Origin of the sequence: Streptomyces humicola, assembly GCF_024436035.1 — a bacterium.
GTDB classification, from domain to species: domain Bacteria; phylum Actinomycetota; class Actinomycetes; order Streptomycetales; family Streptomycetaceae; genus Streptantibioticus_B; species Streptantibioticus_B humicola.
In genome coordinates, this window is record NZ_JANFNG010000032.1 from 1 (window position 1) to 16,500 (window position 16,500).

At 69.0% G+C, this 16,500-nt stretch carries 15 protein-coding genes; 3 read left to right on the forward strand and 12 right to left on the reverse strand.

The genetic code is table 11. The features are described 5' to 3' along the window. Window positions 1-64 precede the first annotated feature (64 nt). The 11 genes from NGB36_RS27680 to NGB36_RS27730 all read right to left on the reverse strand — a co-directional run bounded on the left by NGB36_RS27680 (window position 65) and on the right by NGB36_RS27730 (window position 10,753). A complete protein-coding gene (locus NGB36_RS27680) occupies window positions 65-1,048 on the reverse strand; it encodes a carbohydrate kinase family protein (RefSeq protein WP_255923276.1) in 984 nt (327 codons plus the stop codon). Between the two features lies 1 nt (window position 1,049). Continuing rightward, window positions 1,050-2,258: a methionine adenosyltransferase gene (gene metK / locus NGB36_RS27685; protein ID WP_255923277.1), complete on the reverse strand. Its 1,209-nt coding sequence runs from the start codon at window positions 2,256-2,258 to the stop codon at window positions 1,050-1,052. Between the two features lie 55 nt (window positions 2,259-2,313). After that, window positions 2,314-3,216 (reverse strand): NAD(P)-dependent oxidoreductase, encoded by a 903-nt coding sequence (locus NGB36_RS27690; RefSeq protein ID WP_255923278.1) that lies wholly within the window; start codon window positions 3,214-3,216, stop codon window positions 2,314-2,316. A gap of 26 nt (window positions 3,217-3,242) precedes the next feature. Continuing rightward, window positions 3,243-3,593 carry an antibiotic biosynthesis monooxygenase family protein gene (locus NGB36_RS27695; protein ID WP_255923279.1) on the reverse strand — a complete coding sequence of 117 codons (351 nt, stop codon included), beginning with the start codon at window positions 3,591-3,593 and terminating at the stop codon, window positions 3,243-3,245. 111 nt (window positions 3,594-3,704) lie between these two features. After that, window positions 3,705-4,457 (reverse strand): SDR family NAD(P)-dependent oxidoreductase, encoded by a 753-nt coding sequence (locus tag NGB36_RS27700; RefSeq protein ID WP_255923281.1) that lies wholly within the window; start codon window positions 4,455-4,457, stop codon window positions 3,705-3,707. Window positions 4,458-4,529: 72 nt separating this feature from the next. Next, window positions 4,530-5,888 (reverse strand): FAD-dependent oxidoreductase, encoded by a 1,359-nt coding sequence (locus NGB36_RS27705; protein WP_255923282.1) that lies wholly within the window; start codon window positions 5,886-5,888, stop codon window positions 4,530-4,532. 54 nt (window positions 5,889-5,942) lie between these two features. After that, the gene (locus NGB36_RS27710; protein WP_255923283.1) at window positions 5,943-7,250 is read right to left on the reverse strand and encodes a lysine N(6)-hydroxylase/L-ornithine N(5)-oxygenase family protein; all 1,308 of its coding nucleotides are present in this window, start codon (window positions 7,248-7,250) and stop codon (window positions 5,943-5,945) included. 11 nt (window positions 7,251-7,261) lie between these two features. Further along, window positions 7,262-7,429: a hypothetical protein gene (locus tag NGB36_RS27715; protein WP_255923284.1), complete on the reverse strand. Its 168-nt coding sequence runs from the start codon at window positions 7,427-7,429 to the stop codon at window positions 7,262-7,264. Window positions 7,430-7,463: 34 nt separating this feature from the next. Further along, on the reverse strand, window positions 7,464-8,228 hold the full coding sequence (locus tag NGB36_RS27720) for an SDR family NAD(P)-dependent oxidoreductase (RefSeq protein WP_255923285.1): 765 nt from the start codon (window positions 8,226-8,228) through the stop codon (window positions 7,464-7,466). Window positions 8,229-8,295: 67 nt separating this feature from the next. Further along, window positions 8,296-9,489: a cytochrome P450 gene (locus NGB36_RS27725; RefSeq protein WP_255923286.1), complete on the reverse strand. Its 1,194-nt coding sequence runs from the start codon at window positions 9,487-9,489 to the stop codon at window positions 8,296-8,298. Window positions 9,490-9,565: 76 nt separating this feature from the next. Continuing rightward, window positions 9,566-10,753: a nucleotide disphospho-sugar-binding domain-containing protein gene (locus NGB36_RS27730; RefSeq protein ID WP_255923287.1), complete on the reverse strand. Its 1,188-nt coding sequence runs from the start codon at window positions 10,751-10,753 to the stop codon at window positions 9,566-9,568. 187 nt (window positions 10,754-10,940) lie between these two features. On the opposite strand from NGB36_RS27730, the gene NGB36_RS27735 reads away from it, so the two are divergent. The 3 genes from NGB36_RS27735 (at window position 10,941) to NGB36_RS27745 (ending at window position 15,172) form a co-directional block, all read left to right on the forward strand. Further along, window positions 10,941-11,651, forward strand: coding sequence for a TenA family protein (locus tag NGB36_RS27735; protein ID WP_255923288.1), 711 nt, complete (start codon window positions 10,941-10,943; stop codon window positions 11,649-11,651). Window positions 11,652-11,706: 55 nt separating this feature from the next. Further along, a complete protein-coding gene (gene asnB, locus NGB36_RS27740) occupies window positions 11,707-13,566 on the forward strand; it encodes an asparagine synthase (glutamine-hydrolyzing) (RefSeq protein WP_255923289.1) in 1,860 nt (619 codons plus the stop codon). 88 nt (window positions 13,567-13,654) lie between these two features. Next, window positions 13,655-15,172 carry an MFS transporter gene (locus NGB36_RS27745; RefSeq protein ID WP_255923290.1) on the forward strand — a complete coding sequence of 506 codons (1,518 nt, stop codon included), beginning with the start codon at window positions 13,655-13,657 and terminating at the stop codon, window positions 15,170-15,172. Here the strand turns inward: NGB36_RS27745 and NGB36_RS27750 are convergent. Then, window positions 15,127-16,485, reverse strand: a complete 1,359-nt coding sequence (locus NGB36_RS27750) for an FAD-dependent oxidoreductase (RefSeq protein ID WP_255923291.1) — start codon at window positions 16,483-16,485, stop codon at window positions 15,127-15,129. The two genes, NGB36_RS27745 and NGB36_RS27750, sit on opposite strands and share 46 nt — an antisense overlap. Between the last annotated feature and the right edge of the window lie 15 nt (window positions 16,486-16,500).

Sequence of the window (16,500 nt, forward strand, 5' to 3'; positions counted from 1 at the left end):
ACCACACGCGTGGACAGCGCCTCACGCAAGGCAGCGGCTCGGGATTGCTGGACGGCGGAGGCGGTCATGACACGCCCGCCAGGTGCGGTTCGATCTCCCGGGCGACGAGACCACCGTGAGTCTCGTCAATCCTCGCCACCAAGTCGGCCGCGGAAAGCCGGTATTCCTGGGTGCCGATCGATTCGAGCACGACCGTGGCCAGGGCGCACCCGAGCTGCGCGGCGCGTTCTGCCGTCCACGACCACGCGATCCCCGCCAGGAAGCCGGCCCGGAAGGCGTCACCGACACCGGTCGGGTCTTCGGCCTTCACCGTCGGCACCGCGGGCACGGTGACCGACGGCTCGCCGTCCCGTTCAATGGTGACGCCGTCGGCGCCCCGCGTGGTCACCCAACTCCCCACGCGTGCCAGCACCTGCTGGGCCGTCCAGCCGGTGCGCTCCTGCAGCAGCGCCGATTCGTACTCGTTGGTGAACAGGAACCGGGCGCCGTCGACGAGTCGCCGCACCTGCTCCCCGTCGAGACGCGCGAGTTGCTGTGAGGGGTCGGCCGCGAACGGGATGCCCAGCTCACGGGCTTCGTCGGTGTGCCGGAGCATCGCATCGGGGTCGTTGGGCGAGACCACGACGAGATCGAGGCCGCCGACGCGCTCGGCGACGGGGGCGAGCGCGATCTGCCGCGCCTCGCTCATCGCGCCCGCGTAGAAAGTGGCGATCTGGTTCTGGTCGGCGTCCGTGGTGCACACGAACCGTGCGGTGTGATGGTCACGGCTGATGTACACCGATGCGGTGTCCACTCCGTTGCCGCTCAACCAGCGTTCGTATTCGGTGAAATCCACGCCGGCCGCGCCGACCAGCACCGGACGCTGCCCGAGGCGGCCGAGTCCGAAGGCGATGTTCGCCGCCACTCCGCCGCGCCGCACTTCGAGCCGGTCGGCGAGGAAGGAGAGCGACACCCTGTCCAGCTGGTCGGCGAGCAGCTGCTCGGAGAACCGGCCGGGAAAGAACATCAGGTGATCGGTGGCGATCGAACCCGTGACAGCGATACGCATGTCAGTCTCCGACCTTGATACGCAGGGCCTCCACCCGGTCGGTGCGCTCCCACGTGAAGTCGGGCAGTTCGCGGCCGAAGTGGCCATAGGCGGCGGTCTGGGCGTAGACCGGCCGCAGCAGCTCCAGGTCGCGGATGATGGCGGCGGGGCGCAGGTCGAAGACCTGGGTGACGGCGTCCTGGATGCGCTCGACGGGCACGGTCTCGGTGCCGAAGGTCTCCACGAACAGACCCACCGGTTCGGCCTTGCCGATCGCGTACGCCACCTGCACTTCGCACCGCGCGGCGAGACCGGCGGCGACCACGTTCTTGGCCACCCACCGCATCGCGTACGCGGCCGAACGGTCCACCTTGGACGGGTCCTTGCCGGAGAAGGCGCCGCCACCGTGGCGGGCCATGCCGCCGTAGGTGTCGACGATGATCTTGCGTCCGGTCAGGCCGGCATCGCCCATCGGGCCGCCGACCTCGAAGCGGCCGGTGGGGTTGACCAGCAGCCGGTAGCCGTCGGTGTCGATCCCGAGCCCGGCACGTTCAGGCTCGACCACGAACTCGCGGATGTCGGGCGCCAGCATCGAGTCCAGGTCGATGTCCGCGGCGTGCTGCGAGGAGACCACCACGGTGTCCAGGCGCACCGCCTTGTCGCCGTCGTACTCGATCGTGACCTGCGTCTTGCCGTCCGGGCGCAGGTACGGAACGGTGCCGTCCTTGCGGACCTGGGCCAGCCGACGCGACAGGCGGTGTGCGAGGGCGATCGGCAGCGGCATCAGCTCGGGGGTGTCGTCGCATGCGTAGCCGAACATCAGGCCCTGGTCGCCGGCGCCCTGCTGGTCCAGCTCGTCGCCGTTGTCGTCCCGGGCGGCACTCTCGACCCGTGTCTCGTAGGCGCTGTCCACGCCCTGCGCGATGTCCGGCGACTGCGAGCCGATGGAGACAGACACCCCACAGGAGGCGCCGTCGAAGCCTTTGGCGGACGAGTCGTATCCGATGTCGAGCACGGCCTCCCTGACGAGGGTGGCGATGTCGGCGTAGGCGGTCGTGGTGACTTCTCCGGCGATGTGGACCTGGCCGGTGGTGATCAGTGTCTCGACCGCGACCCGGGAGGTGGGATCCTCTCGCAGCAGGGCGTCCAGGATCGTGTCGCTGATCCGGTCGGCGATCTTGTCGGGGTGTCCTTCGGTGACGGACTCCGAGGTGAACAGACGGCGGGACACAGTTCCTCCAGGGTGCGACGATGCGAGCAGACGGTCCTGTCAGTGCGCGGTCCTGTCAGTGCGCGGCGTGTTCGGCGATGACCGAGGCGTCCTTGTCGCCGTCTCCCGCCTCGACGACGGAGACGAACCGGTCCCGCACGCTTTCGAGGACGGGCAGTCCGACGCCGGAGCGTGCGGCCGCCTCGATGGCGAGGCGCAGGTCCTTCTCCATCAAGGAGGCGCGGAAGAAGGCGGGTTCATAGCGCTCGGAGCGCATCAGTTCGGCGCGGAAGCGCATCACCACGGAGCTGAATCCGCTTGCGGCGATGGAGCCGAGCAGCTGGTCGCGGTCGATGCCCGCGCGTACGCCGTACTCGACGGCCTCGGCGAGCGAGGCGACTTGAGCGCCGAGCAGCAGGTTGAAGATGAGCTTGACGGTGGTCGCGGTGCCGGGCGCACCGAGGTGGACGATCTCGCTGCCGATCGCGTCGAGTACGTCCCTCACCTCGTCCGCGTCGGCCTCGGCGCCGGCGGTGTAGATGCGCAGCTCCCCCTTGCGGGCCTGGAGCGGGTTTCCGACGACGCACGCCTCCACCCGCCGCAGGCCGAGTGCGGCCAGGCGCCCGGCGGCCGTACGGGCGTAGTCGGGTGAGACGGTGGAGGTGTCGATCACCAGACTGCCGGGTTCGAGTGCCGGGGCCACCTGGTCGAAGAGGATCTTCTCGACGACGGTCTCGTCGCTGAGGCTGAGCAGGACGACACGACTGCCGCTGGCCGCCTCGGCCGGGTCGGGAGCGAAGGTGGCGCCCTGCTGCACCAGCGGTTCGGCCTTGTGCGGGGTGCGGTTGTGGACGGTGAGGGCGAATCCGGCGCCGAGGAGGCGGTGGGCCATGCCCCCGCCCATGTTGCCGAGGCCGATGAAGGCGAGGTGGTCCGAGCGCCTTCGTGCGGCGGGATGGTGCTGCTGCGTCGCGTCCATGCCACTCCTTGGGGGTACGTGCGGGGTCAGGCGGCGGAGGCGCGGGCGCCGCGCAGGTCGTACACCACCTCTGTCACGGCCATCTCGCCGCCGGTGCGGTAAGGCGCCAGGCGGCGCCGGTGCTGCACGTGCAGCTCACTGCGTTCAAACCGGCGGAAGCTCGGCTCGTCCGTCCAGTCGGTGATCACGTAGTAGACGTTCCGCTCCTCGACACCGCGCACCAGGACCTGGCCGAGGTTGGCCGGTTCCTTGGCGATCAGCTCTCCCACTTCGAGCCAGGTGCGTTCGAAGCCGTCCACCGCCTCCGGGCGGATCTCCATGCGCAGGATCACCCGGAAGGCGGGGTTGTCCTTGACCTGTTCCGTGCGCTGAGTCATGCGTGCAGCGTCACCCCGGTGTGTCGAGGATCGCTCAAGGAAGACAAGCCTCCGCAGCACTCCCGCCGGCGGTCGGCCTCGGCCTCTTCGGGTGATAGCGCGCAGGAGTGGCTACCGCCCGCCGGCGGTGTGGATGACCTCGCCGTTGACGTTGCCGTTCGCCTCGGAGCACAGGAAGACGATGAGCCGGGCCACGTCCTCGGGGGTGCTCAAGCGACCGCTCGGGGTTTCCTGTGCGGCTTGCTCGATGTATGCCGGGTCGACGTTCTGCAAGCTTTCGGTGAGCGTGCCGCCCGGGGCCACCACATTGGCCAGCACACCGTCCCGTGTCCACATCAGGCCACGGGCGAAGCCGTGCAGTGCGGACTTCGCAGCGCTGTAGATCTCCGAGCCGGGGCTGCCATGCCCCGCAGTGACGGATGACAGCAGCACCACCCGTCCCCAGCCCCGTCTGCGCATGCCGCCCAGCGCGTGCCGGACGGTGAGCATGTGCCCCTCGATGTTCGCCCTCAACTGGGGGAACCATTCGTCGAGCGGGAGGCTCTCGAACGGCGGCAGCTTGTCCGGGTCGACCCAGGTGAACGTCTGGGCATTGGCGACGACCACGTCGATCCCACCCCACCGCTCCTCGACGGCCGCGACCCCGGCTTCCACGGAGGCGGGGTCCGCCAGGTCGAGGGGGACGGCGTGTGCCCGCTGCTCACCGCCGAGTTCGCCTACGACGTCGTTTGCCTCGTCCCGCGCGGAGTGGTACGTGATGGAGACCAACGCGCCTTCCTCGGCGAACGCCCGCGCCGTGGCCTTGCCGATGCCCCGGGTGGCTCCGGTCACCAGTACCCGCTTGTCCTTCAGGCCCAAATCCATTGCTCGTTCCTCACTGATCGCTGGTGCGCTTCGGGCCTCCGGCAGCAGGGCCCGCGGAGGCTCTGAGTAACCTCATTCGTCGTCCCGGTCGCCACCGCGGTAGACGTAGATGTCCTCGGCCATCTTCCGTTTCATCGCCGGCACGCGCGCCGCCGTCCACAGGAATCCGCGCATTCCCGCAAGGGCCAGCCGTCCGATATACGGCTTGTGGACGGGCTGGTCGCCGCTGGTCTGCTTCTTGGACTCGATCACCGCATCGAAGCCGTACTTGATCATCTTGGACTCGTAGTCGCGGACGGCCTCGATGAGAGTCTTCTTCCCGTCGCGGTACGCGATCAGATTCTTGGTGATCAGTGCGGCGTCGCGCAGTGCGGTGTTGGCGCCCACGCCCTGCCCGGGGGTCATGGTGTGGATGGCGTCGCCGAGGAGGGTGATGTTGCTGGTCTCCCACTGCGGGATCGGCACCGAGGTGCGGATGCTGATCGGGAAGCAGGTGGAGGGGTCGCCCATGCTGAAGAGCTTGCGCAGTTCAGGGCTCCAGGTCGGGGTCATCTCCAGGGCCAGCTGGATCAGTTCCTCGCCGCGCCGCTTCATCACATCGGACGGGAACTTGTCACTGGAGGCCCAGAATCCCCAGTTGATGTAGTCGCGGGTGTTGTCGAACAGCAATCCTGGCCACTGCGTGATCAGCTCGGCGTCGTTGTCGCCGATGCCCGGCTTGGGGCTGCCGTCGTCGCGCCACGGGAACTCCATGGTGTGCAGGATGCAGGTGCCGCCCTTGGGGCCCATGACCAGGCCGATGCCGTTGAAGACGTGCTCGGGCAGCAGTTGCCTCGACTCGGGCGTGATCGGCACCTTCGCCGTGATCGAAATGATCTTGGCGTCTTCGACAGTCGCCTGCGGCAGGTACTGCCCCCGTACCCGGGAGTTGGCACCGTCCGCCGCTACGAGCAGGTCACAGGTGGCCTCCGTGCCGTCCGCGAAGAAGGCGGTCACCCGGCCGTCCGGGCTCTGCTCGTAGCGGGTGAAGGTCTTGTCGAAGTGGACGACGTCCTCCATCCCCGTGAAAAGGACCTGACGTAGCGTCATACGGCTGACGGACTTCTCGTTGTTCACGTCATCGCCCTGCTCCGGCAGGCGCAGCGGGAGCTCGATGTTCGGCTTCAGCTTCTCGGTGAGCATGATGAAGTACTTCGGCGGGCGGGCGCAGGTCGCCACGAAGGTGTCGTACAGGTCGGGCGGCAACAGCTTCTTCAGCGCACGGCTGCCGTCCGGGTCGATGCCGACGCGGTACCCGTGCAGTCCGCTGGTCCGGGTGCGGTCCCGCTCGTAGACCGACACACTGATGCCGGCCCGCTTCAGGCCGTGGGCCAGGGCCATGCCACCGGTACCGCCCCCGATGACAATCACATGGAATGGTTTGGCACTCATGTCAGATAATTCCCCTCATTCATCGCCGCGTGTGGCGTGCGCCACAACAGGCTGTCATGCCCAGACCGTGTTCATCTGCTCGTCCTTGATATCGAAAACCCTTCTTTCCAGGAGGGAGTTGACGATGATCGCGGACCGCACGGCGAGCAGAGAGAGGTTGGGGTCGGCAAGGCCGTGCCCGAGACGGCTGCGATTCTGGACATACATCCGGTGGGTCTCGGAGTGCTTCCAGCGCACCGAGTAGTCGGACTCGACGGCCGGTTCGCCGGACGCCGCATCGGTCTCCATCATGGAGAGCAGCCGGTCCGAGAGCGGAAGCGGAGCGGCCCGCCGGCCGGTCGCCATGACGACATGACGAGCGGCATGGCGCTCCTGCCCGCCCCAGTCTCGCTCGCACCACAGGGCCACCGCGCCGTCCCGCTCGGCCGCCCGGACCACATTGCGGCCGGGGAGCATCATCACCGGGGAGCGCCCGTCGCGGAGATAGGCCTCGTAGTTGACCTGGTAGAGCTGTTGCAGCGTGGCCATGGAGATGCCGTCGCTGGTGAGCGTCTGCTCGGCGACGTAGCGCTCGCGCACCGCCTGCGGCAGCCCCTGGAAGAACCGCAGATAGGTGGGACGGTAGAAGTCGTTGGCCGACGGCGACTCGTCCATCGGCGCGAACCACTGGCGCCGCCCTATCCACCGGATGTCCCGGAATCCCCGCTGCAGCAGGCCCAGCACGGCCTCGGCGCCAGTCTGGCCGCCGCCGACCACGATCACCTGCTCGTACGGCAGGCTGGGGACCGTCGACAGGTACTGGTCGAGGTTCTCGGCCTGGACGACGCCGGCGATCTGCCGGCCCGCGAAGCAGGGCGGGAGGTCGGGCCGGGTGCCGAGGCCGAAGACGACATGGTCGGCGGTGGCCACGGGGGACCCGTCCGAGCCGGAGAGCACGAACCGCCCCCCGGCGAAGTCCACGGCACGGATACAGGAGCCGTAGCGGACCGTACCCAACTCCTTGGCGGCCCAGCCCAGATAGCGGGCGAACTCGAGGCGAGGGATGGACTCGTACTGCGCATGGAGGAAGGCGTATATCCTGCCGGTGCTCACCAGGTAGTTGAGGAACGAAAACCGATTGCACGGATCGGCGAGCGAGACCAGGTCCTTGATCCAGGAAGTCTGCAGCTGGGTGCCGGTACGCAGCAGGCCCGGGTGCCATGCAGGGCCCTCGCGGCGTTCGAAGAGCACGATGCCGCCCGGCACATGGTCCCCGCCAAGCGCGGCGAGGCTCAGATTGGCCGGGCCGGCGCCGAGCCCGACGACTGCGTGGTGCGGGAGGGCAGCGGCAGGTCCGTCCTGCTCCCGCAGGGTGTCTCCCATGACTTCTCCCATCACAAGGTCATGATCGGGGCGGGGTGTCGAGCCGGACTTGAGCGGTGCTCGAGCGGTGCTCGAGCGGTGCTCGATGCTCGGGCACGCCGTCCCTCGATCAGGTAGTAGGTCAGCAGGCGCTCGTACTCGGCGAGCGTCCGCTCGCGGCCGGAGGTCGACACGCTCACTCCGCTTCCTGCCTGGCTCCCACCTGCCACCGGATCAGACCGACTTGAGCATGCCGGCGTCGAGCAGCCACTCCGTTCCGGTCGCGCCGGGCAACCGGTCCGAGGCGAGCAGCACGACGATCGCGGCGACCTCGTCAGGCCCAATGATCTTCCCCGTGGTGAGCCCGAGCCACTTGGGGACGGCGGCGATCAGCTCCTCGATGCTCATGCCCATCTGCTTGGCCCGCTGCGGGTTGTTCCAGGTGTCGGTGAGCACCGGACCGGGCGAGACGGTGTTGACCCGCAGCCCGCGCGGGCCGAACTCCTCGGACAGCGACTTGGTGAGATTGGTGAGTGCGGCCTTGGCAGCGGAGTACTCCGTGAGCCGCGGGGCAGGCAGACGGCCATTGACCGACCCGATGTTGACGATCGCGCCCTTGCTCTCCAGCAGGCTGGGCAGGGCGGTGCGGATGGAGCGGACAGCGCTGAAGAAGTTGAGGTCGAAGCCTTTGCTCCAACCGTCCTCGTCCAGGTCGAGGAAGCCGGTGGCGTGGACGGTGCGCCCGCCCACGTTGTTGACGAGGATGTCGAGACCGCCGAACGTCTTGACGGCCTGCTCGACCAGCCGTACTGGGCCTTCCTTGGTGGCCAGGTCAACCTCGGCCGTGTGCGCGGCCGCATCGCGCAGCTCTGCACTGATGGTCCGGGCACCGCCGAACACCTCGACGCCCTCGGCGGCGAGCGCCTGCGTGATTGCGAGTCCGATGCCCCGGCTGGCGCCGGTGACGACCGCCCGCTTGCCCTTCAGCCCCAGGTCCATGGAGGTCTCCCTTGTGTGTCAGTGCTGGTTGGTATTGGTCTGGTTCACATCGCGCGGATCGGTACGGTCACCAGGCCACGGGCAGTGTGAGCGGGCCGCGGACCAAGCCGCCCTCACACCAGGCGATCTCCTCGGCCGGCACCGCGAGGCGCAGCCGGGGCAGACGGCGCAGCAGCGACTCCATCGCTACCTGTAGCTCCAGCCGGGCCAGCGCCGAGCCGAGGCACCGGTGCACCCCGTGGCCGAAAGCCAGATGAGGGTTGTCGGCACGAGAGAAGTCGGGTTCGGGCCGGCCCCCGAAGACGGTCATGTCCCGGTTGGCCGCCGACATCACCGGCAGAACGTACTCCCCCGCGCGGACCAGGGTGCCGCCCAACTCGACGTCCTCGGTGGCCTTGCGGGGGGACCCGGTGCTCACTCCGAGCGGCGTGTGGCGGAGCAGCTCCTCGATCGCGGTGGGGACCAGTGCCGGATCGTCGAGCAGCGCGCGATGGTGGGCGGGGTGGGTGAGCAGGAAGTAGGTGAAGTTGGCGAGCTGATCGGCGAGCACCTCGTGGCCGGCGATCAGGATGGTGACCGCGATGCCGACCAGTTCCTCGTCCGACAGATCACCTTCGGCCACCAGTGAGCTGAGCAGGTCGCCGCCGGGGTCGGTGTGCCGACGGGCGACGAGCCCGGCAAGGTAGTCGCGCAACTCCCGGCCCGCCGACTGGATCTGTTCGGCGGTCAGCTGATGCAGCTTGGCGGCGAGGAACAATTCGGCGAGCTCCCGGAAGCGTGCGCGGTCGGGTCCGGGCACGCCGAGCAGCTCGCAGATCATCAGGACCGGAACCGGGAGTGCGAACAGCTCCATCAGGTCGGCCGGGGAGCCGTGCTTCTCCAGGCCGTCCAGCAGATCGCGGACGATCTCCTGTGCGCGCGGCCGGAGCCTTTCCACACCGCGCACCGTGAAAGCGGCGGCGAGCAGCCGTCGCAGTCGGTCATGTTCCGGACCATCCGAGGAGATCAGCATGTTGGCGCGCTGGACGATCGGCAGCAGCCGTGGCTCGTCCGGGCCCACGGACTCGATCCGGCTGAAGCGGCGGTCGCCGAGCACGGCCTTGACATCGCGGTGACGCACCACCAGCCGGGCGGGCGCACCGTACGGCAACCGCACCGGGCAAAGCCCCTCGCTCGCGCGCAGCCGCTCGTACTCCGGCTCCTCGTCCAGTCCCCGCGGGGTGCCGAACGGGAACGCCACAGGCGCGTCGGGAGTGCTCATCCGTGGGACCTCTTCCTGTTCCTGGCTACGGGTGGGGATCGTGAGGCGCTCGCCTCAACCGTTGCTGGAGCCACGCTCAGGCAGCGCCGACGGCCAACTTCCCGACCAGCCGCTCGACTTGCGAGGCCACCTCGCAGGGAGCGGGCTGGGCGGCGATCTCGGCCTGCAGCGCCCGGGCCGCCGTGCGCTCCGGGCAGTCCGCAAGCAATCGGGTGATCTCCTCGCCCACACGTCCCGGTGTGGCCTCGTCCCGGGTGAGGACCTCACCTGCCCCAGCCGCCAGGACCCGGCCGGCGTGTCCCGCGTGGTCCGGCAGCTGCGGTACGAGCAGCAGCGGCAGTCCGTTGCGCAACGCGGTGAGCACGCTGCCGGCACCGCCGTGTGAGATGACCGCATCACACTGACGCAGCAGCGGATCGAGCGGCGCGTCGACAAACACCCTTACCTCCTCCGGGAGTTCACCGAGAAGTTGCCGCTGTTCGGCGGAGACGGCGACCATCACCTCGGCGCCGGTCTTAGCGGCCGCCCGCGCCATCCTTCCGGCCAGGAAGTAAGACGGGTCGAGCTTGGCCATCGTGTGGCCCCAGGTGACGCAGATCCGCGGCCGACCGTCCCGCTTCGGCAGTGCCGGCGGCAGCTCCCCCGGCCCATTGAACGGGACGTACCGCATGGGCAAACGACTGTAGTCGGCATGGACTTGGAGGCCCGCCGGAGTGGGATCCACGGTGACCGTCCCGAACGGGTCGAACCCCGCGGCACCGAATTCGCCCGCGAGCGGGGCGAGTACATCCGGCAACAGCCCGCGGGCGCGCAGCATCAGATCGGTGCCGTACAGCAGCCGCACGGCGGGGACGCCCAGCGCCGCGGCAGCGATCGGGCCGGCGAACGCCGTCGGCTCGAAGACCACAGCATCGGGGCGCCACTCACGGGCCAGCCGGACCAGGCCGCCTGTCATCGACTCCGCATGGGCCAGGAACATCCGCATGGCGCGGGGACCTTTGCCTGCGCCGCTCGCAGGTGCCGGTGCCGACTGCGCGGTCGGGGTGTCCGAGGCGGTCGGCAGCACGTAGCCGCGCACCAGCTCGACGGCGTCAACGTCTTCCCCAATGGTGGCGGCGGGCAGGCCAGTACGGACCGTGTCTTCAAGCAGTCGCGGCTGGCTCGCCACCAGGACCTCGTGCCCGGCGGAGCGGCATGCCCACGCCAACGGCACCAGCGCGTACAGATGGGATGGCCATGCCCAGGTGGTGAACAGCACCCGCATTCTCGCCCCAATCTCTCACCGGATGGGTGGACGGACCGAGCGTGGACACAGCGGGACGCGCAGCGCTTGAGGGCACCTTGAGCGGCCCCGGCCCAGCTCCGAACCGGTCTTCCCCCTGGGGCAGGCGTGGCACGGGCCCTATCCGCCCCCGAGCCGTGCTCAAGCCGCCCGGGTGACGCTCGCCCGTATGGCGATCCCGATCGCGGCCGGACCGGCCGGTACCGCTCTGCGGGACGAGCTCGGCGAGATGATCGACGAGACGGCCCGCCGCATCTGCGAGCACCCCTACTACCGGGGCCTTCGCGATGGCAGCCTGCCAGGCGCTGCTCTGGTGCACTTCACGCTGCAGGACTCGTGCCATCTACTGCCGGGCTACGGCCGTGCGAATGCTCGCTGCGCCGCCCTGGCCCGTACCGCCCGCCAGGCGGAGGTCCTCAGCCGGATGGCGACCGGCTCGCTGGAGGACTGCGGCGTACGGCTGGAGGCCTTTCACAAGACCGCCGCGCGCCTCGGTCTGCAACTGCCGCCGGAACCGGACCTGCCCCCGGTCGCCCCGGCGACGCTGGCCTATACGAGCTTCCTGACTGCCGCATCAGCGACCTCGCTGGCTGCCGGTGTGGGCGCGCTGCTGCCGTCGGCATGGCTCTACATGCTGGTCACTGACGATCTGGTAGTGCGGTACGACCCGTTCTCGCGCTACGCGAAGGAGGTCGAGCAGGCGCACCCGGGCGAGTTCTACCGGGGAATGCTCGAGGACTTCCTCGACGTCGCCGAGGAGATCTCGGCGACCGAAGGGCCGGGCGGAAGACGCGAGTTGGCCTGCCACGCCGAGCGGGCCGCGCGCTACGAGTGGGCCTTCGTGGACGCCGCCTGGCGGCTGGAGTCCTGGCCGTTCTGATGCCGACCGGTTCGCACCGGTCTTAGCTGATCACGCTGAACAAGGGAGTTTCCGCATGTGCGGTATCGCAGGCTGGGTGGACTTCGGACGCGACCTGAACCGGGAGCGACCCACCATCGACGCCATGACCGACGCGCTGGGCAAGCGCGGACCGGATGCCCGGGGCACGTGGGTCGCTGCGCACGCCGGCCTCGGCCACACCCGTAACTCCGTCATCGACCTGGCCGGCGGTGTCCAGCCGATGACTGCCGAGGAGGACGGCCGTACGATCGCCGTCCTCACATACAGTGGCGAGGTCTACAACTTCAAGACCCTCCGCACCGAGCTGGAGTCGCGCGGCCACCGCTTCCGCACCCGCAGCGACACCGAAGTGGTGCTGCGCAGCTACCTCGAATGGGGAGCCGACTGCGCCACCCGCCTGGAGGGAATGTTCGCCTTCGCGGTGTGGGATGTGCGCCGCGAGGAACTCGTACTGATCCGCGACCGGATGGGCATCAAGCCGCTCTTCTACAAGACGCTGCCGGAAGGTGTGCTCTTCGCCTCGGAGCCGAAGGCACTCTTCGCCAACCCGCTCGTGAAGCCGACGGTCGACGCCGACGGGCTTCGAGAGCTGTTCTCCACCGCCAAGACCCCCGGTCAGAGCGTCTACCAGGAGCTGCGCGAGCTGCTGCCCGGGCACACGCTGACGTATCGCCGCGAAGGGTCGGCGCTGCGCCGGTACTGGAAGCTGGAGGCGAAGGCGCACACCGACGACCTGGACACCACGATCACGACGGTGCGCTCCATGCTGGACGAGATCGTCACCCGGGAGCTCGTCGCCGACGTGCCGCTGTGCACCGCGCTATCCGGCGGCATCGACTCCAGCGCCGTCACCGCGCTGGCCGCCATCGCCCGGAAGAATAACGGTGACGAGGCGGTCCGCACGATCACCGCGACCTTCGTCGGCTACAGCGAGAACTTCCGCCCCGACGACCAGCGCGACACCCCCGACGCCCCGTACGCCGCCGAACTCGCGCGGCACGTCGGGGCCGACCACACCGACATCGTGCTGGGCACCGCCGACCTGATAGAACCGGCCGCCCGCGAGGCCGCCATCACCGCCCAGGACATGCCGACCATGCTCGGCGACATGGACACCTCGCTCTACCTGATGCTGCGCGCCACGCGCGAGCACTCCACCGTGGCGCTCACCGGCGAAACAGCGGACGAGATCTTCGGCGGCTTCAAGTGGCTGCACGACGAAGAACTCGTGGGCCTGGACACCTTCCCGTGGATCGCGGCGGAGAAGCGCCAGCAGGGCAGCCGCAACGGCCAGGGACGGGGGCTGTTCGACAAGGGACTGCTGGACAAGCTCGACATGCACGGCTACTACGCCGATGCGTTCCGCACGACCCAGACCGAGACCCCGCACCAGGATGGCGAGAGCCCGCGCGAGCACCGCATGCGCGAACTGTGCTATGCACACCTCTCACGCTGGCTGCCCATGCTGCTCGACCGCGGCGACCGGCTGGCGATGGCGTCAAGCCTGGAGACCAGGGTGCCGTACTGCGACCACCGGTTGGTGGAGTACGTCTACAACACCCCATGGGAGTTCAAGACCTTCGACGGACGGGAGAAGAGCCTGCTGAGGGCGGCCACCAAGGATCTTCTGCCCAAGTCGGTGCTCGAGCGGCCGAAGAGCCCCTACCCGGTCACCCAGGACCCCACCTACACCCAGGCGCTGCACCGGGAGTTCGCCGCTGTGCTGAACGACCCCGCCTCGCCCGTGCTCCCGTTCCTGGACGTGGACGCGGCACGTGATGCCATCAAGGACGCCTCCGGCGTTGCCCATGAGTGGCACAGCCGTTCCAACATCGAGATGGCCCTCGGCTTCGACTACTGGCTGCGCACGTACGGCGTCGAGGTCGACATCTGAGCAGCCCGCGCGCTGTGCGCTCCGTCCAGCCCGGGGGTCCGTCCGGATCCCCGGGCCACCGACCCGGCTACGAAGGAAACCGCCCGCCATGAACAGGGCATCGCGGCACGCCTGGTCTGCTCTGCTGGTGACGCTGTTCGCCGGGTTCATGGACGCGCTGGATCTGTCGATCACAGCTGTGGCGAACCCTGCCATGCAGCGTGACCTGCATGCCGGCTACAACGAGGCACAGTGGTTCGTCGCCGCCTATGCGCTCGCTTTTGCCGTGATGCTGATCCCGGGTGGCCGCCTCGGGGACATCTACGGCCGGCGGCGGATCCTGCTGACTGGCGTCGCCGGATTCACCCTCGCCTCTGCGGCGTGTGCGCTCGCACCCTCACCGCTCGCCCTGATCGCCGCGCGTCTGGTGCAGGGAGGGTTCGGCGCACTGATGGTGCCGCAGGTGCTCGCCGCGGTGCAGCTGCTCTTCCCCGCGGAGCGGCGCGGCCCGGCGCTGGCAGCCTACGGAACGGTGATGAACCTCGCCCAGATCACCGGCCCGGTCCTCGGCGGGTTCCTGACCACCGACAACGTGCTCGGGCTCGGCTGGCGCGCGGTATTCCTGATCAACCTGCCGGTCGGGCTGCTGGTGCTGGCCGGCACCGCCCTGCTGCTGCCGGAGTCCCGTTCCGACCGGCCGCTGCAGCTGGACATGCCGGGTGCGCTGCTGGCGGGGCTGTTTTCGGGACTCGTCGTCTATCCACTGCAGCAGGGCAGGGCCGACGGCTGGCCGCCATGGCTGCTGGCTGCGTTGGTGGCCGCGCTGCCGGTGGGGTATGTCTTCGTCCGGCAACAGCGCCGACGCGCCCCGGAACGCGCTCTGGTGCCGGTCGGGCTGTTCCGCAATCGCGCCTTCTGCGCCGGCATGGTGCAGCTGCTGCTCGTCTACTCGGCGATCCTGGCGCAGCAGATGCCGGTCATCTGGCACACCCAGACCGGACTGGGCTGGTCCGCATTGCGCACCGGCACCGCCACTGTCGGCTGGGTCCTGGGCCTGTGCGTGCTGGGCGTGCCCGCTGTCGCGCTGGCGCCGCGGGCGGGGCGTGCCCTGCAGGTCGCCGGTTGCCTGGTGGTGGTATCCGGCACGTTGTTGCTGAGCGAAGTGATCGGTCATCATGCCCTCGGTTTCTGGTCGCTGTTCGGATGTCTGACTGTGATCGGCTGCGGTCTCGGACTGGTGGTCCCGACGCTGATCAGCATGGTGCTGGCCGGCGTGCCGGGCCGGGACGCGGGCGGCGCGGCCGGGCTGGCCAACGCCGCCATCTACTTCGCCGCCGCTGCCGGAGTCGGGTTGATCGGAATGGTCTTCTTCGGCCGGGTCGCCGACACCGGCGTGGCGGCCGGGGGCCCGGCACAGGTCCGGGTCTTCTCCCAGGCCGCCGCCTACAGCCTCTACTACCCCGCGGCCGCCTTCCTCGCGGTGCCGCTGCTGGCCCCTTTCCTGCCGCGCGGTACAGCCTCTGGCGGATCGGGTGGGCGGCACCGCGGAAGGCACGCCCGGCGTGGCCGGCATTCCAGGCGTTACACCGTGGAGTCGTCGACCGCCGGGTCCTCGGCGCCGCGGTAGGTGTAGAGGTCGTCCAGGAACTTGCGTCGCAGCGAGGGGATCTTGTCGACTGCCTTGAAATAGGTCCGGTTGGCGCCGAGCACTGCCCGCCCGATGACCGGCTTGTGCAGCGGGTCGCCGCCGGATGTGCCGTTCTGGGCGAGGGAGTCGGCGACCCTGGCGAACCCGTACGGGATCATCTCGGCCTCGTAGTCGGAGATCGCCGGGATGAGCTCCTTCTCCCCGTACCGTACGGCCGCGAGCTGCCGGCACAGCAGCTGCGCATCGCGCAACGAGGTGTTGGCACCGACGCCCTGCCCTGGCGTCATGGTGTGGACGGCGTCGCCGAGCAGCGTGATGTTGGTGGTCTGCCAGGCCGGGATCGGCTCGGAGGTGGCGATGTCGAGCGGGAAGGCGGTGCTGGGATCGGAGAGCGCGAACAACTTGCGGAAGTCGGGGTGCCAGTTCGGTGTGAGGCTCAGGGCCAGGTCGATCAGCTCCTGACCGCGCTTCTTCATGGTGTCGGCGGGGAACTTGTCCCGCGCCGCCCACAGCCCCCACGAGACGTAGTCGCGGGTGTTGTCGAAGAGCAACCCAGGCCAGGCCTGCAGGAGTTCGGCATCGTTGCCGGCGGCGCCGTCCTTGATGCCACCGCGCTCGTCCCACCGGAACTCCATGACATGCCAGATGCACATGAAGCCCTTGGGCGCGAAGACCAGGGACAGGCCCTGTCCGGACTCGTACGGCAGCAAGTCGAGCGTCTGCCGGGTGAGGGGGATCTTGGCACTGATGGTGACGATTCCTGCGGGCCGCAGGACAGCGTGCGGCAGATACTGGGCACGCACTGCGGAGTGCGCGCCGTCGGCGGCGACCAGCACGTCGCCGACCGCCGAGGTTCCGTCTGCGAAGTGCGCGACCACCTTGCCATCGTCGCGTCGCTCGTAGTGCGTGAACCGCTTGTCGTACTGCACCTGCTGTTCCAGTCCGGTGAGCAGCAACTGGCGCAGGGTCTGCCGGGACACGGAACGCTCGGAGTTGATGTCGTCCGCGTCGCCGCGCAGCGGGATGGCCGCTGTGCGCCGCTTCTTCTCGGTGAGGACGGTGAAAAAGCGCGGGGCCCGGGCGCAGGTGGCCAGGAAGGTCTGGAACAGCTCGGGCGGCAGGCACTCCTTGAGGGCGCGATTGCCGGTGGGGTCGATGCCGACCCGGTATCCGTAGAGGCCGTCGCTGCGGCTGCGGTGCTTTTCGTAGACGGCGAACGAGACGCCGGCCTTGCGCAGACCGTGGGCGAGGGTCAGGCCGCCGTAACCGGCGCCGATGATCAGGACATGCATGGCGAGGAAGCCCTT

Coding starts and splice junctions, on each gene's coding strand:
- NGB36_RS27680 (WP_255923276.1), bottom strand. CDS start 1,048: ATGCGTATCGCTGTCACGGGTTCGATCGCCACCGATCACCTGATGTTC.
- asnB (WP_255923289.1), top strand. CDS start 11,707: ATGTGCGGTATCGCAGGCTGGGTGGACTTCGGACGCGACCTGAACCGG.
- NGB36_RS27700 (WP_255923281.1), bottom strand. CDS start 4,457: ATGGATTTGGGCCTGAAGGACAAGCGGGTACTGGTGACCGGAGCCACC.
- NGB36_RS27725 (WP_255923286.1), bottom strand. CDS start 9,489: ATGAGCACTCCCGACGCGCCTGTGGCGTTCCCGTTCGGCACCCCGCGG.
- NGB36_RS27695 (WP_255923279.1), bottom strand. CDS start 3,593: ATGACTCAGCGCACGGAACAGGTCAAGGACAACCCCGCCTTCCGGGTG.
- NGB36_RS27720 (WP_255923285.1), bottom strand. CDS start 8,228: ATGGACCTGGGGCTGAAGGGCAAGCGGGCGGTCGTCACCGGCGCCAGC.
- NGB36_RS27750 (WP_255923291.1), bottom strand. CDS start 16,485: ATGCATGTCCTGATCATCGGCGCCGGTTACGGCGGCCTGACCCTCGCC.
- NGB36_RS27730 (WP_255923287.1), bottom strand. CDS start 10,753: ATGCGGGTGCTGTTCACCACCTGGGCATGGCCATCCCATCTGTACGCG.
- NGB36_RS27705 (WP_255923282.1), bottom strand. CDS start 5,888: ATGAGTGCCAAACCATTCCATGTGATTGTCATCGGGGGCGGTACCGGT.
- NGB36_RS27690 (WP_255923278.1), bottom strand. CDS start 3,216: ATGGACGCGACGCAGCAGCACCATCCCGCCGCACGAAGGCGCTCGGAC.
- NGB36_RS27710 (WP_255923283.1), bottom strand. CDS start 7,250: ATGGGAGACACCCTGCGGGAGCAGGACGGACCTGCCGCTGCCCTCCCG.
- NGB36_RS27745 (WP_255923290.1), top strand. CDS start 13,655: ATGAACAGGGCATCGCGGCACGCCTGGTCTGCTCTGCTGGTGACGCTG.
- NGB36_RS27735 (WP_255923288.1), top strand. CDS start 10,941: ATGGCGATCCCGATCGCGGCCGGACCGGCCGGTACCGCTCTGCGGGAC.